The organism is Nocardia sp. NPDC050718 (assembly GCF_040654235.1).
Lineage (GTDB): Bacteria > Actinomycetota > Actinomycetes > Mycobacteriales > Mycobacteriaceae > Nocardia.
The window spans coordinates 738,849-761,030 of the sequence record NZ_JBFAHQ010000002.1; the positions used below are offsets into that span (position 1 = coordinate 738,849).

20 protein-coding genes are annotated in these 22,182 nt (G+C 70.7%); 3 read left to right on the forward strand and 17 right to left on the reverse strand.

Translation table 11 applies throughout. The annotated features are described in order from the left end of the window. Window positions 1-3: 3 nt before the first annotated feature. Together AB0H54_RS12915 and AB0H54_RS12920 are read right to left on the reverse strand one after the other, a co-directional pair. Window positions 4-1,881 carry a serine/threonine-protein kinase gene (locus AB0H54_RS12915; RefSeq protein ID WP_357345241.1) on the reverse strand — a complete coding sequence of 626 codons (1,878 nt, stop codon included), beginning with the start codon at window positions 1,879-1,881 and terminating at the stop codon, window positions 4-6. Window positions 1,882-1,980: 99 nt separating this feature from the next. Then, the gene (locus AB0H54_RS12920) at window positions 1,981-2,856 is read right to left on the reverse strand and encodes a 3-methyladenine DNA glycosylase (RefSeq protein WP_357345739.1); all 876 of its coding nucleotides are present in this window, start codon (window positions 2,854-2,856) and stop codon (window positions 1,981-1,983) included. A gap of 191 nt (window positions 2,857-3,047) precedes the next feature. On the opposite strand from AB0H54_RS12920, the gene AB0H54_RS12925 reads away from it, so the two are divergent. Together AB0H54_RS12925 and AB0H54_RS12930 are read left to right on the forward strand one after the other, a co-directional pair. Then, a complete protein-coding gene (locus tag AB0H54_RS12925; RefSeq protein WP_357345243.1) occupies window positions 3,048-4,223 on the forward strand; it encodes a hypothetical protein in 1,176 nt (391 codons plus the stop codon). Then, complete coding sequence (locus AB0H54_RS12930) at window positions 4,220-4,546, forward strand: hypothetical protein (protein ID WP_357345245.1); 327 nt, start codon at window positions 4,220-4,222, stop codon at window positions 4,544-4,546. The genes AB0H54_RS12925 and AB0H54_RS12930 overlap by 4 nt, the downstream gene beginning before the upstream one ends. On the opposite strand, the gene AB0H54_RS12935 is transcribed toward AB0H54_RS12930, so the two are convergent. From AB0H54_RS12935 to AB0H54_RS12990, 12 genes are all read right to left on the reverse strand, one after another. Continuing rightward, window positions 4,516-5,040 carry an SRPBCC family protein gene (locus tag AB0H54_RS12935; protein ID WP_357345247.1) on the reverse strand — a complete coding sequence of 175 codons (525 nt, stop codon included), beginning with the start codon at window positions 5,038-5,040 and terminating at the stop codon, window positions 4,516-4,518. The genes AB0H54_RS12930 and AB0H54_RS12935 overlap by 31 nt on opposite strands. After that, on the reverse strand, window positions 5,037-5,402 hold the full coding sequence (locus AB0H54_RS12940) for a metalloregulator ArsR/SmtB family transcription factor (protein WP_357345249.1): 366 nt from the start codon (window positions 5,400-5,402) through the stop codon (window positions 5,037-5,039). Before AB0H54_RS12940 ends, AB0H54_RS12935 begins: the two co-directional genes overlap by 4 nt. 136 nt (window positions 5,403-5,538) lie before the next feature. Next, a complete protein-coding gene (locus AB0H54_RS12945; RefSeq protein ID WP_355275890.1) occupies window positions 5,539-6,603 on the reverse strand; it encodes a hemolysin family protein in 1,065 nt (354 codons plus the stop codon). Continuing rightward, complete coding sequence (locus tag AB0H54_RS12950) at window positions 6,596-7,951, reverse strand: hemolysin family protein (protein WP_357345251.1); 1,356 nt, start codon at window positions 7,949-7,951, stop codon at window positions 6,596-6,598. Before AB0H54_RS12950 ends, AB0H54_RS12945 begins: the two co-directional genes overlap by 8 nt. Window positions 7,952-8,233: 282 nt before the next feature. Then, the gene (locus tag AB0H54_RS12955; protein ID WP_355275886.1) at window positions 8,234-9,670 is read right to left on the reverse strand and encodes a GuaB1 family IMP dehydrogenase-related protein; all 1,437 of its coding nucleotides are present in this window, start codon (window positions 9,668-9,670) and stop codon (window positions 8,234-8,236) included. 42 nt (window positions 9,671-9,712) lie between these two features. After that, window positions 9,713-10,585: a DMT family transporter gene (locus AB0H54_RS12960; protein WP_357345253.1), complete on the reverse strand. Its 873-nt coding sequence runs from the start codon at window positions 10,583-10,585 to the stop codon at window positions 9,713-9,715. 243 nt (window positions 10,586-10,828) lie between these two features. Next, window positions 10,829-12,244: a DEAD/DEAH box helicase gene (locus AB0H54_RS12965; protein ID WP_357345741.1), complete on the reverse strand. Its 1,416-nt coding sequence runs from the start codon at window positions 12,242-12,244 to the stop codon at window positions 10,829-10,831. A 315-nt stretch (window positions 12,245-12,559) separates the two neighbouring features. Beyond that, the gene (locus tag AB0H54_RS12970) at window positions 12,560-13,498 is read right to left on the reverse strand and encodes a M56 family metallopeptidase (RefSeq protein WP_355275882.1); all 939 of its coding nucleotides are present in this window, start codon (window positions 13,496-13,498) and stop codon (window positions 12,560-12,562) included. 64 nt (window positions 13,499-13,562) lie between these two features. After that, a complete protein-coding gene (locus tag AB0H54_RS12975; protein WP_019047691.1) occupies window positions 13,563-13,943 on the reverse strand; it encodes a BlaI/MecI/CopY family transcriptional regulator in 381 nt (126 codons plus the stop codon). A 71-nt stretch (window positions 13,944-14,014) separates the two neighbouring features. Continuing rightward, the gene (locus tag AB0H54_RS12980) at window positions 14,015-14,839 is read right to left on the reverse strand and encodes an ABC transporter ATP-binding protein (protein WP_355275880.1); all 825 of its coding nucleotides are present in this window, start codon (window positions 14,837-14,839) and stop codon (window positions 14,015-14,017) included. Continuing rightward, on the reverse strand, window positions 14,839-15,954 hold the full coding sequence (locus tag AB0H54_RS12985) for an iron chelate uptake ABC transporter family permease subunit (RefSeq protein WP_357345256.1): 1,116 nt from the start codon (window positions 15,952-15,954) through the stop codon (window positions 14,839-14,841). The genes AB0H54_RS12980 and AB0H54_RS12985 overlap by 1 nt, the downstream gene beginning before the upstream one ends. Next, window positions 15,951-16,940, reverse strand: a complete 990-nt coding sequence (locus AB0H54_RS12990) for an iron ABC transporter permease (RefSeq protein WP_357345258.1) — start codon at window positions 16,938-16,940, stop codon at window positions 15,951-15,953. The genes AB0H54_RS12985 and AB0H54_RS12990 overlap by 4 nt, the downstream gene beginning before the upstream one ends. 168 nt (window positions 16,941-17,108) lie before the next feature. Between AB0H54_RS12990 and AB0H54_RS12995 the strand changes: the two genes are divergently transcribed. Beyond that, window positions 17,109-17,816 carry a hypothetical protein gene (locus tag AB0H54_RS12995; RefSeq protein WP_355275874.1) on the forward strand — a complete coding sequence of 236 codons (708 nt, stop codon included), beginning with the start codon at window positions 17,109-17,111 and terminating at the stop codon, window positions 17,814-17,816. Here AB0H54_RS12995 and AB0H54_RS13000 read toward each other — a convergent pair. From AB0H54_RS13000 to AB0H54_RS13010, 3 genes are all read right to left on the reverse strand, one after another. After that, window positions 17,813-19,228: a wax ester/triacylglycerol synthase domain-containing protein gene (locus AB0H54_RS13000; protein WP_357345260.1), complete on the reverse strand. Its 1,416-nt coding sequence runs from the start codon at window positions 19,226-19,228 to the stop codon at window positions 17,813-17,815. The two genes, AB0H54_RS12995 and AB0H54_RS13000, sit on opposite strands and share 4 nt — an antisense overlap. Beyond that, the gene (locus tag AB0H54_RS13005; RefSeq protein ID WP_357345262.1) at window positions 19,225-20,250 is read right to left on the reverse strand and encodes an alpha/beta hydrolase family protein; all 1,026 of its coding nucleotides are present in this window, start codon (window positions 20,248-20,250) and stop codon (window positions 19,225-19,227) included. Before AB0H54_RS13005 ends, AB0H54_RS13000 begins: the two co-directional genes overlap by 4 nt. A gap of 1,393 nt (window positions 20,251-21,643) precedes the next feature. Next, window positions 21,644-22,162 (reverse strand): pyridoxamine 5'-phosphate oxidase family protein, encoded by a 519-nt coding sequence (locus AB0H54_RS13010; RefSeq protein ID WP_357345264.1) that lies wholly within the window; start codon window positions 22,160-22,162, stop codon window positions 21,644-21,646. Between the last annotated feature and the right edge of the window lie 20 nt (window positions 22,163-22,182).

A 22,182-nucleotide genomic window follows, 5' to 3' on the forward strand; every position in this document is an offset into this window, starting at 1 on the left:
CGATCAGTCCGGTAGGTTGCCGACCTGCCACAGGTGGGTCGGCCCGGCGCCACCGGTCGCGAGGAGGGTGCCGTCGGGGCTGAACGCGAGCGTGTCGGCCGGACACAGCAGGGGCGCGCGGTACGGCTGCGCCGTCCGGACGTCCCAGAGCCGGACCAGCGCGTCGTCGCCGCCGACCGCCAGCAGGGCGCCGTCCGGGCTGAAGGCCACCGACTGCACCGTGTCGGTGTGCGAGTGGATCCAGGTCTGCTGGATTGCGCGGGCCGAGGGGTCGAGGTGGAGGAGGCAGACGGTGCCGTCGCCGCCGCCGACGGCGAGCAGCGCTCCGTCCGGACTGAAGGCCACCGAGGTGACCTTCGACGGGAGCCCGGGTAGGGCCCGGCTGTCCGGTTCGCCGATCGCCGGCCGCCACACCTGCACCGGCCTGCGTTTCCACACCGGGGAGGTGCCCCCGATCGCGAGCAGCGCGGCGTCGGGACCGAACGCCACGGAGTTCACCTCGGTGATCCGCCCGGTGATCGGCGGCCCGATCGGGCTCGCCGTCCGGGTGTTCCACAGCTCGACGCGCCCACGGCAGGTTCCGATCGCGAGCACGGTGCCCTCGGGTCCGAACGCGAGTGCGGTGACCAGGTCGGGGCGGTGCAGCACCGGTCGCTGCACGACGTGCCCGGCGCGCGGATCCCACAGCTGAACACCGTCGCCGCCGGCGGCGAGCAACGTGCCCTGCGGGCTGAAAGCCAGTGCCTGGATCGGGATGTCCCTGTCGCGCAGCAGCGCACCGATCGGCGCACCGGTGCGGGCGTCGGAGAGCTGGAGGTGACCGTCGCCGTCCGGCCCGTCGGCGGTGGTGGCGAGCACGGCGCTGTCGGGGCTGAACGCGACCGCGTTCACCGGAGCGCTGAGCCCGGGGCGTGGCCGGGCGACGACGATGGGCGCTGTCCGGGTGGTCGCGACCGGTCGGGCGGTGCTCGCGGTGCCGCGCCGCGCGGTGCGGGCCGGTGGCCGCGGTGTGGGCGGGGCTTCGCCGCGGACAACGGTCGGCGCCGCCGGAGCCGCCGCCCGCGCCACCGCGTCCGCGAAGGCGAGGCACGTCGGGAATCGATCGGCGGGCCGCTTGGCCAATGCCGTGGCCAGGACGGCGTCCAACCCGGCCGGGAGGTTACCGCGACGGTCGCGGGGTGGCGTGGGCTGCTCGTTGAGATGGGCCCCGATGAGCGCGTAGTCGTCGCGGCCTTCGAACGGCTTCTTCCCGGTGAGGAGCTCGTAGAGGGTGCAGCCGAGCGAATAGATGTCGGCGCGATGGTCGGTCGGCTCGGCGGAGAACCGTTCCGGTGCGACATAGGCGAGGGTCGCCGACACCCCCGATCGGGTCTGGGTGCCGTCCAGCGACCTGGCGATGCCGAAATCGGTGAGCAGGGCGCGTTCCCCGTGCCGCGGATCGTTTTCGACCAGCAGGTTCGCCGGTTTGACGTCACGGTGCAGCACCCCGTTGCGGTGCGCGAAATCGAGGGCGTGGGCGGCGTCGGTGAGCAGCCGCACCGCCCGGTCGACGGCGATGCCGCTCGGCGCGGCGTCGATCACGGCGGCGACGTCGCCACCGTCGACGTAGCGGATGGCCAGCCACAGCGCGGCATCGTCCGGGGCGCTGCGGTCGTGCACCGCCACGATGTTCGGGTGATCGAGGCCCGCCGCCACCGCAGCCTCGCGGTCGAAGGCGGCCCTGGCGTGCGGGTCGGCGGCGAACGAGTCGTTGAGTACCTTCAACGCGACCCGGCGGTCGAGCCGGGGATGCCGCGCCAGGTACACGACGCCCATGCCGCCCGCGCCCAGCATGCGCTCGATGGTGTATCCGGCGAATACCGCCCCCGCTGCCAACGGCACGTCCCACTCCTTCGATCGCCGTCCCCGCCACGCCACGCCGCGACCGAGAAAGAATGTAGTACACCGGCATTGCGCGCGACGGCCACGCGGCGCCGACGATCAGTGCGGAGTGCGCGTCTCCAGCGCGGTCGACAGCTCGGAGCAGGCGCGCCGCAGCCGGGTGCGCAGGAGGTCGGCCGCTTCGGCCACCGCGGCCTGCGCCCGCACATAGTCGGCGCGGCCGCTGGGTGTTTCGATGCGCACCGGCTCGTAGCCGAACGCGCGCAGATCGTACGGGCTGGCGCGCATATCGAGTTCGCGTGCGGTGCAGGCGAGTTCGAAGCAGTCCAGCAGGAGATCGGAGGGAATCAGCGGAGCGAGCTTGAAGCTCCACTTGTAGAGGTCCATGTTGGCGTGCAGGCAGCCGGGTTGTTCCCGCTGCACCTGGTCGGCGCGGGTGAGGGGTTCGGCGTTACGGCCGACGGCGTCGGGGGTGAAGAAGCGGAACGCGTCGAAGTGGGTGCACCGCAACGACATCGACTCGACCACCGCGTCGGTACCCGCGTGCCCCAGGCGCAGCGGCACCTGCTGATGGCGGACATCGTCGGTGCGGTAGACCATCGCCCATTCGTGCAGCCCGAAGCACGACAGGTGCGTGGGGCGCTGCGCGGTCGCGCCGAGCAGCCGGTCGACGAAGACGATCGTGTCGCGTCGTTTCGCCAGGTACGCCGGATCGGCGGTATAGGTATCGGCGTCCACCTGGTGATAGCCCCGGGCCCCCGCGTAATCGCGCGCGTCTCTCAGCGCGATGCCGAAGCCCGGATGCCAGCGGCGCAACTGCGCGGGCTTGTTGCCGTAGTACGTGAAGAGGAAATCCACGACCGGGTGGGTGGTGCCCGCCGCGCGACGTTCGAGGTAGGGCCCGACCAGCTCGTCGAGGCGGTCCCGATGTGCCCGCGCGCGTTCCCGCCACTCGACCGCGGGCACAATCCGCAGGTCGAGCGCTCGGTCTGGGTTGTCGTGCGCGCTCACCCGGCTATTCTCCCGCACCGGTCCGGCGTGCCTGATCCACCCCGAACCCCACGTCGGCGACGGCGCTTCTCGCCGGAGCTCCGGCTCCCCGTCCGGTCGATACGGCTACGGTAGGCCACGGTGGGAACCCCTGCCGCGCAGGTACCTTCGGGGATATGGGGAGTTCGGGCGGCGGGGTGCGCCGAGGGCAGCGGTATCGGCGCCCGCTCATCGTGGTGATCGCGCTGCTGATGGCGGTGGTCGTCGGGTGTCTGCTGCCGCGGTGGTGGTGTGGTCGCGACGCCGACGCCTGGTATCGCGGTGACCCGGGACCGGCGCGCGCGCTCGCCGAGGAGCTGGTCGCGTTCGAGGCCGCCGACGATCATCGGCGGGCCACCGGTGGGGGAGACGGGATCGCGGGCATGTGGGGGCTGCTCGTCCACCAGATGACCGCGCAGGGACTGGCGCAGCTGTGCCTGGCCCATCCCGACTGGCGGGAGCGCTACGCCCCGGTGATCACCCGCGCGGCGGTCAAGAGTCTGCTGCCCCAGATGCGGGCGGAGTTCACCTCGGCCTGGCACGGCCGCGACGGGCTGGCCGAGCTCGACAGCGCCGACGGCCACGCCTACCTGTCCTATCCAGCCCTCGCGCTCGGCTTGGCCCGGCTGGTCGATCCGGCGTTCCCCGCTGACCTCGCGGTCCAGCACGACGCGGTGATCGCCGCGCTCGAACGGCGGCTGCTCGCCTCGTCGACCGGGCTGCTCGACACCTTTCCCGGCGAGGCCTACCCGACCGATGTGGCCGCCGTCGCCGCCGCGATCGCCGTCCACGGCCGGGTGACCGGCGCCGACCACGCCGCGGTCATCGCGCACTGGGCCGATCGGGTCCGCGCGGTCCAGCTCGACCGAGCCACCGGACTGGTGATCCAGCGCATGGGCGTCGACGGGCGAGCCCACGACGCCCCCCGCGCGTCGGGAACCGGACTCGCGGCGTACTTCGCCGGTTTCGCGGATCGGGCGCTCGCCGCCGAGCTGGCGAACGGGCTGTTCCGCCAGGAACGCGGCGTCCTCGGCTTCGGCGCCATCGACGAATACGGTGACGGCTACAGCGGCTCGGGAGATATGGACAGCGGCCCGCTGGTCCTCGGCATCTCGGTGGCCGCCACCGGTTTCGCCCTCGCTCCGGCCCGGGCCTTCGGCCACCGCGACCTGTTCACCCGCCTCTATCGCACCACCGACCTCTTCGGGCTGCCCGTGCGGAGCGGCACCCGTGCCCGGTTCGCGACCGGCGGCGTGATCGGCAACGCCCTGCTGCTCGCCTTCCTGACCTCCGGACCGGAGCTGGCCCGATGAGACGACGCGCCGACCTGCGGCTGCTCGGCATCGCGGCCGTCTTGCTCGTGGCCTACCTCGCCCTGCACTGGGTGGTGACAGCCCTGTCCGCGCGACAGGGCTTCGGCTCACCCGACGGCCTCGGCCCGGGCTTCGTGGTCCTCGCCGCCCTCGCCGTAGGGCTCCGGGTGGTGCTCCTGGTCGTCGTGCCCGCGGTGTTCGTCTACCGCATCGCGACGTCGGCGCTGGCCCGCCTCCTGCCCGGCGATCGGACAGGAGACGCCGGGGTCGCCGGTGACCTGGGAGCCGGTGATCAGGCGGTGAGGCCGAATTCCTTGCGGTAGTGCTCGGACAGGGCCGGGAAGTAGTCGTCGAAAACGACGGTGGCCGGATCGCGGTCGGTCTCGGCGGCGACCAGGCGGTCGAGGTAGTAGTCCCAGCCGGGGCCGACGCCCTCGGCCATGGTGGGGTCGGGGACGTTCTGGGCGAAGGTGAGCGTGGTGACGCCCGCGTCCTCGGTGAGGTCGAGGCGCAGTTGCCAGTGTTCGGGGTTCTCGCCGTCGTAGGGCATGGAGGTGGTGATCCGCAGCCGGTGCGGGGCGTCGCACTCGTCGATGTGGAAGCGTTCGGCGGGCATCTCGCCCTCGAAGAGCATCTGGAACTTCACCTCGCCATCGGCCGGGTCGCCGGTCCAGGTGCCGAGCCAGCGCGCGAGCCGTTCCGGCTCGGTGACGGCCGCCCAGACGTCCTCGATCGGGGCGCGGAAGGTCCGCGTCCATTCGCAGTAGGTGCCGTCGGCGTAGTCGCGGCGGTGGCCGGTCGCGGTGGGAATGGTCATGCTGTCTGCTCCTTGTCGGTAGCGGCGCCGGGGGTGGCCCTGCGCTCACGGGTGGTGCGGCGGACCTCGAGGTCCAGGCCGTCGAGCGCGTGCTCCGGGATCGGCGGGCGGGCCGGGCGCAGCTGCTCCAGGTAGGTCCACAGCGGGGTGAGTCCCGCCGGGGCCAGGCGATAGTGACGTTCGCGGCCGTGCGGTTCGGCCTCGACCAGGCCCGCCTCGGTCAGGGCACGCAGGTGCTTGCTGATCGCGGGCCTGCTGATGGGGTGGTCCGCGGCGAGGTCGACGACGCGCGCCGGGGAATCGGCGAGCCGCACGAGCAGGTCGCGGCGTACCGGGTCGGCCAGGGCCTCGAACACATCCACTCCTAATTGGTAACCCATAGGTTACCAATTAGTCAAGGGTGCACGAGGTCCGGTGGTGGAACGGAAAACGGCCCGACCGAATGGTCGAGCCGTGTCCGAGTGGCCTACTTGTGCGCGAGATCCGTTGTCACGGAACTCATTCGGCGAGTCGGTGGGTACCGTCGCGCACGGTGCCGACGAACTCCTCGATCAGATCCTCGAGCGCGACGACGCCGACGGTGTTGCCCCGGCTGTCCACCACCCGGCCCAGGTGGCTGTTGGTGCGGCGCAGGCGGGCCAGCGCCTCGTACAGCGTGGTGCCGGAGCTGACCGTGGGCAGCGGGCGGATATCGGTCCGCGGGATCTGCGTCTCCGGTCCGGCGGTGTCGTCGGCGACCTTGTCCAGCACGTCCTTGACGTGCAGATAGCCGACCAGCGACCCGTCGGTGGCGCGCACCGGATACCGCGAGAACCCGGTCTCGCCGACCGCGGCCTCGATATCGCCGAGGGTGGTGCCGTTGCCGCGCAACGGCACCGAGCGCGCCTGCGCCAGCGGCACCATCACATCGCCGACGATCCGCTCCGAGGTCCCCAGCGCCTGGGTGAGCCTGCGGTGCTCCTCCTCGTCGAGCAGCCCCTCCGAGCGGGACTCGCCGATCATCTCGGCCAGCTCCACCGTGGAGACCGTCGCGTCGAGCTCGTCCTTCGGTTCCACCCGCAGCATGCGCAGCGAGAGGTTGGCGAGGTAGTTGTACAGCGCGATGAGCGGGCGCGCGATCCGCAACCACACCAGGTGGATCGGCACCAGCAGCAGGGCCGAGCGTTCCGGCCCGGCCAGCGCGATGTTCTTCGGCACCATCTCGCCCAGCAGGATGTGCAGGATCACCACCAGCGACAGCGCGAGCGTGAACGAGATCGGGTGCAGCAGCTGATCGGGCATGCCGAGCAACTCGAAGGGGCCCTCGAGCAGATGCGCCACCGCGGGTTCGCCGACCCGGCCGAGCAGGATCGAGCAGATGGTGATGCCGAGCTGGGCCGCGGCCAGCATGATCGACAGGTTCTCACCGGCCTCGATGACCGTCTTCGCGTTCTTCTTGCCTTGTGCGACAAGCGCTTCCAGCCGGTCGCGGCGTGCGGAGATGAGCGCGAACTCGGCGGCGACGAAGAACGCGTTGGCCGCCAGCAGGACCACGGTGAGCACGATTCCGAACAGGTCACCCATGGTTGTGCTCCCGTGCCGCCAGGTGCGCCGCGTCGACCGGGATCAAGCGCACCCGGTCGATGCGCCGCCCGTCCATCCGTTCCACCCGGGCGATCCAGCCGCCGCCGGAACCGCGGGATTCGGGCAGCACCACCTCGTCGCCGGTGGCCGGGATCCGGCCGAGCTGGGTCAGCACGAGACCGCCCAGCGTTTCGTATTCGCCTTCCGGCGCTTCGTATCCGGTCGCGCGCGACACCTCGTCGATGCGCATCAGACCCGAGCAGTCCCAGCCGTCGGAGACCCGGCGGACATCGCGTTCCTCCTCGTCGTGCTCGTCGCGCACGTCGCCGAGGATCTCCTCGATGAGGTCCTCCATGGTCACCATGCCCGCGGTGCCGCCGTACTCGTCGACGACCAGCGCGACCTGCATGCCGTCGGCGCGGACCCGTTCCATCACGTCGTCACCGTCGAGACTGGCCGGCACGATCGGCACGGCGACGGCCAGCTTGCTCAACGGGATCTGCTTGCGCAGATGCGCCGGATGGGTGAACGCCTGTTTGACGTGCACGACGCCGAGCGCGTTGTCCAGGTCGCCGTCGATGACCGGGAACCGGGAGTAGCCGGTGCGGGCGGAGGCGGCGATGAGGTCGGCGATGGTGTCGTCGCGGTTGAGCGATTCGACCTTCACCCGGGGTGTCATCAGGTCTTCGGCACTGCGCTCACCGAATTCCAGCGAACGGTCCATGACCTGCGCGGTGCGTTGATCCATGGCGCCGCGCAGCGCGGAGGTGCGCACCAGCGAACCCAGCTCCTGCGGTGAGCGAGCCGAGCGCAGTTCCTCGGCGGGCTCGATGCCCAGCCTGCGCACGATCCAGTTGGCGGCGCCGTTGAGGAACCGGATCAGCCACTTGAACATGGCCGAGAACCAGATCATCGGGCCCGCCGTGAGCCGGGCGGTGGCCATCGGCTTGGCGATGGCGATGTTCTTCGGCACGAGTTCGCCGTAGATCATCGACAGCGAGGTCGCCAGGACCAGCGCCACCACCAGGGCGACGCCGTGCGCGGCGTTGGGGCTCAGGCCCGCCGCGTCCAGCACCGGATCGAGCAGCCGGGCCAGCACGGGTTCGGCGATGAAGCCGGTGATCAGGGTGGTGATGGTGATGCCGAGCTGCGCGCCGGAGAGCTGGAAGGACAGGGTGTGGTGGGCCTGCTTGACCAGCCGGGAGCGGACGTCACCTTCGCGGGCCGCGGCCTCGACGGTGCTGCGTTCCAGTGCGGTGAGGGAGAACTCGGCGGCGACGAAGAGCGCGGTGCCGAGGGTGAGAGCGATGAAGCCGAGCAGGCTGAGCACGGTCAGAACGATGGACATCCTCAGCACCACCCGGGTGATGCCGTGGGGAGATCGAGAGATCGAACGGACGCTGCGGAAAGGAGGACGCCGGGTTGGTCACCCGGCTCCGTAGAGGAACCCTCCTGTGTGGCGCCCTTGGACGCGGGTGACAACTGGATCCTTTCGGGGTGGGGAAAAAGCGCTGCCGAGATCGGCAACTCCATAGTAATCGGTCCGCATCGATGATGTGTCAGCGGCGCGGGGCGAAGCGACAGCGGCCGATCGGGACCGGAGTCCCGATCGGCCGCTGTCGGTCGGTGGTCACCAGCCGCTGGGCAGCGGGCGTCCCTCCGCGAATCCGGCCGCGGACTGCACACCGAGCACGGCGCGCTCGTGGAACTCCGGCAGCGAGCGGGCGCCGGCGTAGGTGCAGGAGCTGCGCACGCCGGAGCAGATGTGGTCGATGAGGTCCTCGACGCCGGGCCGCTCGGGGTCGAGGCGCATCCGCGAGCTGGAGATGCCCTCCTCGAACAGCGCCTTGCGGGCCCGGTCGAAGCCGCTGTCGGCGGCGGTGCGGGCGGCCACGGCCCGCTTGGAGGCCATGCCGAAGCTCTCCTTGTAGGCATTGCCGTCGCGATCGACGCGCAGGTCGCCGGGGGATTCGTAGGTGCCGGCGAACCAGGAGCCGATCATCACGTTCGACGCGCCGGCGGCCAGCGCCAGGGCGACGTCACGCGGGTGCCGCACGCCACCGTCGGCCCACACGTGCACGCCGAGTTCCGCGGCCGCCGCGGCGCATTCGGCCACCGCGGAGAACTGCGGGCGGCCGACGCCGGTCATCATGCGGGTGGTGCACATGGCGCCGGGGCCGACGCCGACCTTGATGATGTTCGCGCCCGCCGCGGCCAGGTCGCGGGTGCCCTCGGCGGACACGACATTGCCCGCCGCCAGCGGCACGCCGAGCCCGAGATCGGCGACGGCGCGCAGCGATTCGAGCATCTTGGCCTGGTGGCCGTGCGCGGTGTCGATGACGAGCACGTCCGCGCCCGCCTCGGCCAGCGCCTTCGCCTTGGCGGCCACGTCACCGTTGATGCCGACCGCGGCGGCGACCCGCAGCTTACCGTTCGCGTCGACCGCGGGGGTGTAGATGCCCGCCCGGATCGCGCCGGTGCGGGTCATCACGCCGGCCAGGGTGCCGTCGGTGTGGGTGAGCACGGCGAGCTGGGCGTGCGCCTCGGCGAGGCGGTCGAAGATCTCGCGCGGCGACTCGTCGACGGGGGCCTGCACGAAATCGGTGAACGCCACCTCGCGCAGCCGCGCGAACCGGTCGACATCGGCGCAGGCGGCCTCGGTGACCACCCCGACCGGCTTGCCGTCCTCGACGATCACGACCGCGCCGTGCGCGCGCTTGTGCATCAGCGCCACCGCGTCGGACACCGAGTGGTCGGGGTCGAGGGTGACGGGGGTGTCGGCGGTGAGCGAGCGGCTCTTCACGAACGCGATCGTGTCGGCGGCCGCGGGGATCGGCAGATCCTGGGGGAGCACGACGAGTCCGCCTCGGCGGGCGACGGTCTCGGCCATCCGCTTGCCCGCGACGGCGGTCATGTTCGCGACCACGAGGGGGATGGTGGTGCCGGACCCGTCGACGCTGGCCAGGTCCACATCGAACCGGGACGCGACATCCGTCCGGTTCGGGACGAGGAAGATGTCGTCGTAGGTCAGGTCGTACGGCGGCTGGGGTCCCGGAAGAAATCGCACTCGTTCGATGATAGCCGTGTGAGGTGTGTCGTGGGCGGCACCTCAGTGCGCGGTGTCGGCCGCTTCCGCGAGCGGCGCCGCCTGCGACCGGCACAGCACGACGGTGGCCACGCACATCACGACGACGCAGGTCACGACGGCCACCAGGCCGAGGCCGTCGGTGCGCAGCTGCTCGTTCAGGGCGGTCAGGCCGAGGAACGCGGCGGCCAGTGGTTCGGCCACCGCCGCCGCGGGGAGCGAGGCGGACAGCGGTCCGGCCTGGTAGGCCCGCTGCTGGAGGTAGAAGCCGAGCAGCCCGGCCCCGACCAGCGCCCAGGTCTGCCAGCCCGTGAGCACGCTGCCCGGCCCGTCACCGAACAGGGTGACCACGCGGTCGGTGAGCGCGGCGGCCAGGCCGAACAGCGCGCCGCCGGCGAGCCCGAGGGCCAGCGCCCGCTCGGCCGGCTTGCGCACCAGGAACCCCGCCAGCGTCGCGACGGCGACGATGCCGAGCAGAATCGCCAAGGGCGCCAGCCACTCTCGCAGCGGTGCGGTCTGCTCGCCCGCGGTCGGATCGCCGATGACGAGGAACAGGACCAGCGCGGTCACCAGGACCAGCGCCGTCGCGGCGGCCCGCCCGGTGATCCGCTGATGGTTCAAGCGCGCGGACAGCGGCAGCGCGAAGACCAGCGAGCTGACCAGGATCGGCTGGACCACCAGCACCGCACCGAAGGCGAGCGCGAGCACCTGCATGCCGTACCCGCCGATATCGCCGACGATCGCCGCCCACCACCGCTTGTTCCGCAGCAGCGAGCCCACCAGCGACGCGTTCCCCGGGACCGCGGCCGCCGCCCGCTGCTGCGCCACCGACGACACCGCGAACAGCATCGCGGCGACGACGGCGCACACGATCGCGGCGATCGAACGGTTCGTCACCAGGTCAGTGTGGCAGCCGGACCGCGGTGACGCCGGGAGGCGCCCGGCCCGACGACCGCACCGACAAGCCGTCGATCGATCGCGTGACCGCGGGCCGAGTCGATCAGTCGCGTGCCGAGTCGTCCTCGGGACGACGGTGTGAACACGCCGTCGGCGCCGATCACCGGGTCGACGAGGGCGCCGGAACGACGCGCCCCGAACAGCAGCGTGGCCGAACCGTAATCGGTTCGCCCACGCGGTGATTCAGTTTGCCGTGCGGTTGCGGCGGGTGGCCGGAGCCGCCGGACGCGCGGCTCGACGACGCGAATTCGTCGGCGTGTCGCCGCTGCGGGCGTGTCCGCCGGTGCCCGCGGGCTTGCGGCCGCGCGACTCGCCCGCCGGACGCTCCCGGCGGGGCGCGCCCGCGCCGCGGCTGTGGCCCTGCGCGGCCTCGCCCGCCGGTGCGCCACCGGAGCGGGGACGGCGCGAGCGTCCACCGGTCGCCGACTTCGGCGCGGCGGCCTGGGCCGGTGCGGCGGGCGCGGCCAGCGCGATGCCGCTGGGCTTGCGGGCGCCGGTGATCTCCACCAGCTTCCGGTCGCCGGGGCGGACCTCGACGCCGTCGGTCTGGACACCGGCCTTGCGGGTCATCGCGGCGACGTCCTTGCGCTCCTCGTCGGTGACGAGGGTGACCACGACGCCCTCCTCACCGGCGCGCGCGGTGCGCCCGGCCCGGTGCAGGTAGGCCTTGTGCTCGGCGGGCGGGTCGAAGTGCACGACCAGCGAGACGCCGTCGATGTGGATGCCGCGCGCGGCGACATCGGTGGTGACCAGCACCGGCACCGAGCCGTCGGCGAACGCCGCCAGGGTGCGGGTGCGATTGTTCTGCGCCTTGCCTCCGTGCAGCGAGCCCGCCGCGACACCGGCGCCACGCAGCTGCTTGGCCAGCCGGTCCGCGCCGTGCTTGGTGCGCACGAACATGATGGTCAGGCCCTCGCGGGCGGCGATCTCGGTGGCGACCGAGCGCTTGACGTTCTTGTCGCGCACGTAGAGCAGGTGGTGCGACATGGTGGTCACCGATGCCTCCGGCGGCGCGGTGGAGTGGGTGACCGGCTGGTGCATGTACCGCTTGACCAGCTTGTCCACGTCACCGTCGAGGGTGGCCGAGAACAGCAGGCGCTGACCGTCCTTCGGCGTGCGGTCGAGCAGCCGGGTGACCTGGGGCAGGAAGCCCATGTCGGCCATGTGGTCGGCCTCGTCGAGCGCGGTGATCGTCACGTCGGACAGGTCGGCGGCGCGCTGCTTGATCAGGTCGTCGAGGCGGCCGGGAGTGGCGATGAGCAGGTCGACGCCGCGCGCGAGCCGGTCGGCCTGGCGCTTGATCGGCGCACCGCCGACGACGGAGGCCACGCGCAGGCCGAGCGAGAGGGCGGCCTCGTCGAGCGCGCGCTCGATCTGCGAGGCGAGTTCGCGGGTCGGGACCAGCACCAGGCCGCGCGGGCGGCCCGGCTTGGCGGACGCGCCGGTGAGACGGGCCAGCATCGGCAGGCCGAAGGCGAGGGTCTTGCCCGAGCCGGTCGGGCCGCGGCCGAGCACGTCACGGCCGGCGAGCGCGTCGCCGATGGTGGCGGCCTGGATGGGGAAGGGCTTCTCGATGCCCGCGTTGCGCAGGGTCTGCACCAGTGCGACGGGCAGACCGAGGTCGGCGAAGGTGGCGTCGGGACGCGAAGAGGAAGACAAAATGGCCTTTCGTTGGGCTGCGCATCGCGCTGGAAGATGACCGGCGCCGATGACCCGGATACGCCGAGGGCGTGCACGGGGTGCGGCCCAGCAGGAAGGACCGATCTCCCAGGATAGGCGGGATCGGTGGCACGTGGGTAAACGCGCTGGTCAGACGACCGTTTGTAGCGATGATTGTGCGAGGGGGTCCGGTGGCGGCACGGGCGGCCGGGACCGATGCCGTCCCGGCACCGACAAGGGCGGCGAATCGCCAGGTCAGCCGCGGAAGAGCCGGTTCAGCTCCTGCAACCACGGCACCGCGACGGCGAGCGTCGGCACGACCAGGATGGCCGCCGACCCGAGGTACGCGGCGGTGGCGACTCTCACGTCGCCGGTGCGGCCCGCGAGCCGCTGGATGCGGATCAGCGTGGTCGGTCCGCCCGCGGCCAGCGCGCCCTGCGGCGCGGTCGACTTCGCACACGCGACCAGCGCGCGCGCCAGCGGCTTGGGGCCGGTGACCTTGACCGCGGAGTCGTCGGCGAGCAGTTCGATCAGCAGTTTCACCGAGCCGAGCGCGGCCTTGCTGCGGACCACCCGGGGGAACGCCTCGTGGACCGCGGTGAACGCCTCGAGCACCAGGTCGTGGCGGGCCCGCAGATGCGAGCGTTCGTGACTGACGATCGCGGTGACCTCGGCGTCGTCGAGGCTGGTCAGCGTGCCTTCGCTGAGCACCACCCGCTGCCGCAGCCCGGGCAGGCAGTAGGCGATGGGTTCGGTCGCGGCGAGCACGCGGATATCGGCGGCGCGGCGGACCGGCCCGCTCTGATCCAGCAGATCGACCAGCATGCGATGCCGGGACCTGCGGCGACGGGTGTGCACGCCGACGCGCACGATGGAGAAGATGAGCCGGGCGCCGATCATCAGGGTCAGCGCGAAGACCAGCACGTAGATCGTCCACAGTGGCAGACCGAGCGCGTCGATCTCCTTGGTGGGGGAGGTGGTCGGCCTACCGTCGGGGCCGGGGACGAGCAGCAGGCTGGCGATGGCCAGCCCGGAACCGAAGGCGCTGAGCACGGCGGCCAGCGCGATGGCCTGCCACAGCACCAGGGCCGCGCGCGGCGATCGATGCACCCAGGTCGCGCGACTGAGCAGCGCTGGTACCGGCCCTGCGAGAAGCAAGGCGAGACCGGCGAAGACTGCCGCGGTTGCGTTCATCGACTCTGCTCACTGCGTTGTGGGACCAGGGGCGCTCACGTCGTTGTGAGAGCCGCCAGGGAGTCTAGCTGCTCTTCTCGTCGGATTCGAGCTTGGCGAGTGCCTCCCTGAGGGCATCGGCCTCGTCCTTGCCCACCTGTTCCACGAAGTGCACCAGCGCGGCGGCGCGGCTGCCCGCCGCGTCGGCCTGCTGCAACGCGTCGACCATCAGGCTCGCGACGAGCTCGTCGCGGCTGTGTACCGGTGCGTATCGATGGGCGCGATCATCGCGCCGCTGCACCACCAGGTCCTTTTTCGCCAGCCGCTGCAGCACGGTCATCACTGTCGTGTACGCGAGCTCGCGCCGTGCGGCCAGTGCTTCGTGGACCTGCCGCACCGTCTGCGGTTCGTCGGCCGACCACAACTGGTCCATGACCGCTTTTTCGAGTTCGCCGAGTCCTGCCATCCCACAATTTTACGGACTCAACGACAAAGATGCGTACTACAGATTGTCGTAACGGGGGGTTTGCTGGTGTGTCATTCGTCATACCCGTCGGCGCCGTGCACGTGCCGGGTGCCGATCGGGACGATCATCGGCCGCCCGGAGACCGGATCGGTGAGGACGGTCGCCTCGAGCCCGAACACCTCGGCGAGCAGCTCGGCGGTGACGATGTCGGCGGGCTTGCCCCGCGCCACGATGCGCCCGGCCGACATCACCACGAGCTCGTCGCTGTAGCGGATGGCGAGGTTGAGATCGTGCAGCACCATGACCACGGTGCGCCCGTACTCGGCGTGCAGCCGGTCGACGAGGTCGAGCACCTCGAGCGAGTGCGCGAGGTCGAGGTAGGTGGTCGGCTCGTCGAGCAGCAGGATGTCGGTGCCCTGGGCCAGGGCCATCGAGATCCAGGCGCGCTGGCGCTGGCCGCCGGAGAGCTCGTCGAGGGTGCGCTCGGCCAGGTCGGCGATGCCGGTCTGGGCCAGCGCGGCGGCGACCTCGGTCTCGTCGTCGGCCGACCACTGCCGCAGCCAGGACTGGTGCGGGTGCCTGCCGCGGGCGACGAGATCCGCGACGGTGAGGCCCTCGGGGGCGACCGGGGTCTGCGGCAGCATGCCGATCACCCGGGCGACGTCCTTGGTCTTCATCGTCGAGATGGCCTTGCCGTCGAGCACGACCTGCCCGTCGCGGGGGCGCAGCAGCCTGCCCAGCGACTTGAGCAGCGTCGACTTGCCGCAGCCGTTGGGACCGATGACCGTGGTGACCACGCCGGGCGCGATGTCGAGGCTCAGCTCGTCGACGATCACCCGCTCGCCGTAGCCGAGGGAGACGCCGTCGGCGGCGAGGCGATGGGCGGGGCTGGTCATCAGAGCGTGGCCTTCCGGTTCATGCGGACGAGCAGGTAGAGCAGGAACGGCCCGCCGAGCGCGGCGGTCACGATACCGACGGGCAGTTCGACGGGAAGCAGTGTGCGCGAGATGATATCGGCCGCGGCGACCAGCCCGGCGCCGGTCAGCGCCGAGGCGATGAGCGGTTCACCCGGCGTGCGCAGCGCCATCCTGGCGATCTGAGGCGCCGCGAGCGCGACGAAGCCGACCGGCCCCACGGCCGCCGTGGCCACCGACGCCGCCACCACCGCGGCGCCGATGAGCAGCGCCTGCTGGGCCTGGATCCGCACGCCGAGCACCCGGGTCGACTCCTCGCCGAGGCGCAGCGCGGCCAGCGTCCGCGCCGAGACCAGCGCGATCACGGTCACCACGGCCAGCGCGAGCACCGCGGGTACGACCCTGGCCAGGTCTGCGGCGTTGAGCGATCCGGTGAGCCACAGCTGAGCCCGCGCGGCGTCGGTGAGGCTGGCCCGGGTGAGCAGCCAGCTGATCACCGACATCAGCACCGCGTTGACGCCGATGCCGATGAGGACCAGGCGGAAGCCGGTGACCCCGCGTTCCCCGGCCCGGCCGCGCCCCCAGGCGAGCAGGTAGATGACGATCGCGGTGAGCAGGCCGCCGGTGAGCGCGGCCAGCGGCGCGCCGACCGTGGCGATCAGTCCGGTGGTCGCGCCGCCGCTGCCGACCAGCACCGCGACCGCGCCGACACTGGCACCGGTGGTGATCCCGAGGACATCGGGCCCGGCCAGCGGGTTGTGCAAGATCGACTGCATGAGCGCGCCGGACAGGCCGAGCGCGGCGCCGACCACCACGGCCGTCAGCGCCCGCGGCAGCCGCGACTCGATGATGATGAACCGCTGCGATCGGGTGCCACCGCCGCCGAGGACGTCGAGGACCCGGCTCAGCGGGATGTTGGTCTCGCCGACGGCGATATCCAGGCAGAACAGCGCGAAGACCAGCGCCGCGAGGGCCAGCACGGCACCCAGCAGCACCGGCCGCCACACCAGCGACATCGGCCCGATCCGCAGCGCGGGGCGCACCTTGCGCAGCGCGGCGCCCGCGTCGGTGGGTGTGTACGTCTCGAGTGTGCTCACAGCGTCACCAACTTCTTGCGGCGCACCAGCGCGATGAAGAACGGCGCGCCGATCGCGGCGAGCATCACGCCGACCTGGAGTTCGCCCGGCCGGGCGACCACCCGGCCCGCGATGTCGGCGACCAGCAGCAGCAGGCCGCCGATCAGTCCCGAATAGGGGATCAGCCAGCGGTTGTCGGGCCCGGTGATCGTGCGCGCGATATGCGGCACCACCAGCCCGAGGAAGGCGATCGGCCCGATGGCCGCGGTGGCGGCGCCGCTGAGCAGTACCACCGCGAACAGGCCGAACGCCCGCGCCCGGCCGACGTCGACGCCGAGCCCGCGGGCGACGTCGTCCCCGAGGCTGAGCAGGTTCAGGCTGGGCGCCGCCGCGACCGCCATCGCCATCCCGATCACCAGGAACGGCAGCACCTGCCAGAACACCCCGCCCTCGCGCCCGTTCACCGTCCCGACCACCCAGAACCGGTAGGTGTCGAGCGCGGCGTTGTCGAGCACGATCACGGCATTGGTCATCGCCTGCAGGAACGCGGTGACGGCCGCGCCCGCGAGCACCAGGCTCAGCGGACTCGCCTTGCCGCCGCCGATCGAGGACACCCCGAACACGATGATGCCCGCGATCGCGGACCCGGCGAAGGCGAACCAGATGTACTGGCTCGGCGCGGTGAAGCCGAACAGATAGATGCTGAGCGCGGCCAGGAATCCCGCGCCGGCATTCAGTCCCAACAAACCGGCATCAGCGAGCGGATTCCGGGTATACCCCTGGATGAGCGCGCCCGCGATGCCCAGCGCCATCCCGGCGACCAGGGCCAACGCGGTGCGCGGCAGACGTAGCTCACGCACGATTTCCTCGGCGGTGGAGCGGGCCGGGCATCGGAACGGGCCGCCGTCGCAGCCGAGAGCGTGTGTGACGGCGTCGAACACCGTGGCCGGTGCGAGCGAGCGGGTACCGATGGCGATGCTCGCCACCACCGCGACGGTGAGCAGCAAGACGAGCAGAAGAAGCCCGGTCAGACGACGACGTCTGACGGTGCCAGGGTGGATCACGGCGACGAACTTCTCCTGACTCGAATCCGGACACGACTTGTGAAGTCTGGTAAGCCTAACCTATGTTCCGAGACATCATCGTCACGGGAACCCACTGTTCGAGGAGGTTCGATGCCCGAGCCCGTCACCACCGCCACGTCCCGCAGCACCGCCGCGTTCGATCGCGCGTGTGCCCGGTTGCAATCGCTGCAACCCGAACATCCGCGGGTCTATGCCGTGGCGGCGATGGCCGGTCAGGGAAAGCGCCGCTGGTGGCATGTGCCGAACGGGCTGTCCGAGGGCCGCGTCGAGCTCATGTACCGCAGGCACGCCGCCGAGATGATCAACGACGACATCGCCGCCGAGGTGGTGGCGACCGCCCTCATCCACGCGGTCGTCGGCCGGGTGACGGCGCTGTTCGTGATGGCGGGCCGCGCCTGGGATCCCGGCCGGGACAATCTCTGGATCCATCATGACAACGATGGTGGCATCGACTGGGCGGGATTGTCCGACACCACGATTCGGGTCGTCGCCGGTGACCCCGAGGTCGACGAGCGCGACGCCGTCGCGCTGCCCTGCGAGGCGGCGATGGCGGTCTGGCTGGCCCAGCGGTGCGCGTCCTCGCTGATTCCGCTGCAGTCCGTGCTCACCCGCTGCTCCGGCCTGCCCGCGCGCCGGTTCTGGTCGCTGGTCGGCGAATCCGTCATCGGCGCGGCGACCTATGTGCCCGACCTGGCCCGCACCGACGCCACCGCGGGCGCCCGGCGCGGCCAGCTCCTGCTCGGCGCGCTCGAGGACCGGGGTCTGCCGGTGCGCCGGACCAGCTGCCTGCAACGCTAGGAGCCGGTCGCGGCGCGGACCGCCGCGGCGAGTTCCCGGAACGACCGCAGCACGAGTTCGCCGTAGTGCTCCGGGTCCGGCATCATCCCCGGATTCGTGGTGACGGCGATGACGATGTCGTCACCCTGCGAGGTGATCAGGTGCCGCAGGCCGTCGCCGTCGAGGATCGGCAGCGCGCCGACCACCCGGCGGATCGGCCGCCCGCAGAAGACCAGGCTGTCGGTCACCGGCGGCACATTGCTGATGGTGGTGTTGCACAGCGGCACCGTCGCCGCGTCGTCGAAACGCCGTTGCGCCCTAGCCCATCCGGCCGCGCGCAGCAGCAGCGCGGGCGCGGTCTCCACCCGGCGGTCACCGCGCCGCACCACCGGGTCGGTGGTCCGCTGCTTGGCCAGGCCCGCCGACCGCCGGACCGCGGCCAGCCGGGCGAGTGGATCGGCTAGGTCGGTGTGCAGGTCGACGATCATCTGGCTGAGCTGGTTCGCCGAATCCCAGTCGGCCACACCGCGCATCGACATCGGCACCATCGCGGCGAGCGAGCCGTCGGGCGTCTCGTCGTGCTCGGCGAGATAGGCGGCCAGCGCGCCGGCGATCGTCGTCAGCATCAGGTCGTTGATCGTGACCCGCTGTGGCGCCGCGGCTTTCGCGGTGAGCACCTCCGGCATCGGCAGCGCGATCAGGTGGAAGGTGAGCTCCGCGTGGATATCCCGGTTGAAGCGGGTCGCGGGGCGTTCGGCCACCGGTTCGTGCACCGCGCCCGCGTCGACCAGTGCGCGGAGTTCGTCCTGCGCCGCGCGGGCGCGCCGCAATCCGCCGACGAACCGCGCGGGCCGCAGCGGGAGCGCGGCGCTCGTGCGGATCGCCCGGACCAGCGGGCGCGGCTCGTCGAGCCGGATCGCCGGCGCCGGCTCGGCGCCGAACAGCCGCTGCTCGAGCGCGCGGGTGGCGACGCCGTCGCCGGCACTGTGATGGAACGCGAGCACCACGATGGTGGTCGGGCCCGGCATCGCCGGGACCCCGTCGACGCGGTCGAGCACATGGATGCGCCACGGTGGCCGCGTGAGATCCATGCGCGTGGCGGTGATCTCGGCGATCCTAGCGCGCGCGTCGTCCCAGGTGCCCGGCCGCTCCAGCGAGACGTGGTCGCGCACCGACATGGACGGATCGGGCACCCAGTACGGCAGGTCCAGGTCCATCGGCACGCGGTGCAGCCGCCGGTGGAACAGCGCCGCGTGCCCGATGCTCGCGCGCACCCAGTCCAAGACCTCGCCGATGGTCAGCGGTGCCCGGCCCGCGGAGTCGGCGAGGTACACCCCGACGACGTTCGACAGGTGCCGGTCGGTCTCGTCGTAGACGAACACCGCGTCGCGCGGGCGCAGCTGCTCGGTGCCGACCCGGAGTTCGGCGCTCACAGGCCCAGCGCCGTCGCCATCATCGGCCACGACGCGTGCAGGTCGTCTTCCCAATAGCCCCACGAGTGAGTTCCGGTCGGCCGGAGGTTGTAGGTGATATTCGTGCGGCCGAGCTGCTGGGTTCGCTGGGCCAAATTCGCCGTGCAATACATGGTCGCCGCTTCGATGCCGCCGCCGACGAGCATTTGATTCGTCAGAATGGAGGTCGGATTCTTTCCGTTGATATGAACTCGCGGATTCTGCAGTGTGTCGTGAATTCCGGGCAAACCCGTTCCGGCAGAAATGTACATCGGGATATCCGGTAGGCGGTGGGCCTGGACGAAGGGGTCGTGTTCGCGCCAGGCGGCGTCGGTGACCGGGCCCCACATGTTCTCCACGTCGCCGCCGCCCATCCGCACCACCAGCGAGACGAAGCCACGGCCGATCGGATCGCTGGTCATCGCGCAGCCGCTGTAGGCGGACACGCTGCGGTACAGGTCGGGGGCCTGGATGGCGAGGTCGAGGACCGAGGTGCCCGCCATCGAGATGCCCGCCAGCGAGTTGACGCCGGTGGTGCCGAAGGTCGCGTCGACGACCGGCGGCAGCTCCTGGGTGAGGAACGTCGTCCACATGTTGCGGCCGTTGTTCTCGAGGTTCTTCCCGAGCTTCTCGTCGGGGCGCAGCCAGTCGGTGTAGTAGCTGAACGCGCCCTCCATCGGGATGACGACGTTGACGTGCTTGTCGGCGAAGAACCCGCCCGCGTCGGTCTGCCCCGGCCAGTTGGCCGAATCCTCGCCGCCGCCCGCGCCGTTGAGCAGGTACAACGTCGGTGCCGGGGTCGCGGTGTCGGCCGGCCGCAGCACGCGTAGCGCGATCGTGCGATCCATGGCGGGGGAGTAGACGCTGATGTCGGCGACCTGGCCGGACTGGGTCCGGCTCACCAGGCGGGCGCCGGTGGTGGCCGCGGCCTGCCCGGTGTCGGCGAACACGGGTGTCGCGGCGAGCGCCACGACACAGGCGGCCGACAGGAGGGCGCGGAGCATGTCGTTGTTCATGGTGATGCGGGCCTGCTGACTTCTCGGGCGGTGCGGGGGCCGGACGACGGCCGGCCCCCGCTGGTGCGGCGGTTGATCGGGCTACGGGAAGAAGGCTTCCTTGCTTGATTGTCGAGAAACCTGAGGTCAGGGGTGGGTCAGCCGCCGATGGGCGTGCCACCGCTCAGGGAGATCAGCGCCTGGACGAGGGGCAGGGTGGTGTCGCCGAGACTGGCCATGCCGGTGGCGAACATTTCGTAGAGGGAACCCATGTCTTACTCCTACGGGTGATTTCGGATTACGGGAAGAACGCTTCGACGGAACCCAGGAAGGTCTCGAGCAGAAGGTCGCCCTGGTTCGCGGACGCCATTCCGCCCAGTACGCCGAGTAGCAGCTCATCGAACGAGCCCATGAAGTATCTCCTTGCGCTGTTGTCGTGCCCGAAGAGAGGGAGATCCCTCTCCGCGGGCGGTCATCACAATCGGTGGTCGATGTGATGCCGGTAACCTAGCTCCGGTTCCGAAGTGTGGCAACCAACTGTTTCACTCATGCTGATTCGTTCATTTATTTCTTTCCTTCTGGAAGCTGCTCGGCGATTGCCGCGGGCGTTGCCATATGTGTCTTGACCTGCGGTTACAGCGACTACCTCCCTGTCGTTTTGTTCTCCAGACCCCAGTTTTCGGGGGTTCCATCGGGTCTGGGAATCCTCTTGTTTCAACCTGCGCAGTGGTGGTTGATCATTCTGTCTGGCTATATATCTGTCGCGGGGGCGGACCGTGAATGGTCCGCCCCCGCGCTGTCTCGCCGAGTGTTACTTACCCGGTGTCGGCGTGCCGCCGCTGACGGTGATCAGGGCCTGGATGAAAGGCAGAACGGCGTCGCTCAGGCTGCCCGCGCCGGTCTGCATCAATTCGTAGAGAGATCCCATGTGCTTTTTCCTTCGGTGAAATGGATGCCGGACTCGTCAGTGAGCCGGAGGGGAGTGTCGGGGCGAGGTCGTTTTACGGGAAGAATGCCTCGACGGAGCCGAGGAAGACCGCCAGGAGCCCATCACCCTCGACCATGGAACCCAATCCCGCAATGGCGGCCATCATTATCTCGGTCAGCGAACCCATGGTGAATCTCCTTGCATGATTGATGAGCATCCCGCCGGAAAATGGAGGACCCGTCGGCCGGGATGTGGATCACAATCAGATCTCCTCTGCTGTGATGTGGGTAACGTAGCCCCGCTCATTTCCCTCGGCAAGGAAATCGCCCGATTCGCGAAATTCGACCCCACATCCTTCCTGGTGGAACTACCGGGGAGTGTTGGTGTCCGTCACAACGGATCGCGCCGTGACCTGTAGCGACGTCCAGTCCCGTCAGATCCGACGGCGAACGGCCACGTTCGCCGTCGGTGCCGTCAATCCCCCTGGAGTGAACCGCGCCAGATGCGGGCCGGAATCCCGCTGACCAGATCGCGGCCACGCAGCACCTGAATCCGCCACGGTGACAGGCGAAGCACCTGGAACGCCGGGTCGTCCGGGCCCTGCCAGAACTGGCCGGGGTCATAGCCGGCGCCGGGCGGGCTCCCGTGCCGGTACAGGTCCCACACGTGCGCGCGCTCGTCCGGATCGTCGGTCCAGCTGGCGACGGTATCCACGGCGACGGTGTTCTGCGCCGGACTCCAATACGAGAACGTCACATGCGGGTTCCCCGCGATATGCGCGGCTTTCACCGGCGTGCGATAGGTCCCGAGCCACCCGGTCGGCACCTCGCCGCCGGTCTCCCAGACCGGGATCAGCACCCGGGACCGGGGGCGCCCGGCGGCGTCGACGGTGGTCATCGTGGCGTAGTTGATCGAGCCGACGATGGCGTCGAAATCGGCCTTGATATCGGCGAAGCTCTGGACTGTCGACCTGGTGCGACTGTTGGTATTCATGGGTCCACCGTGGCCGGGCG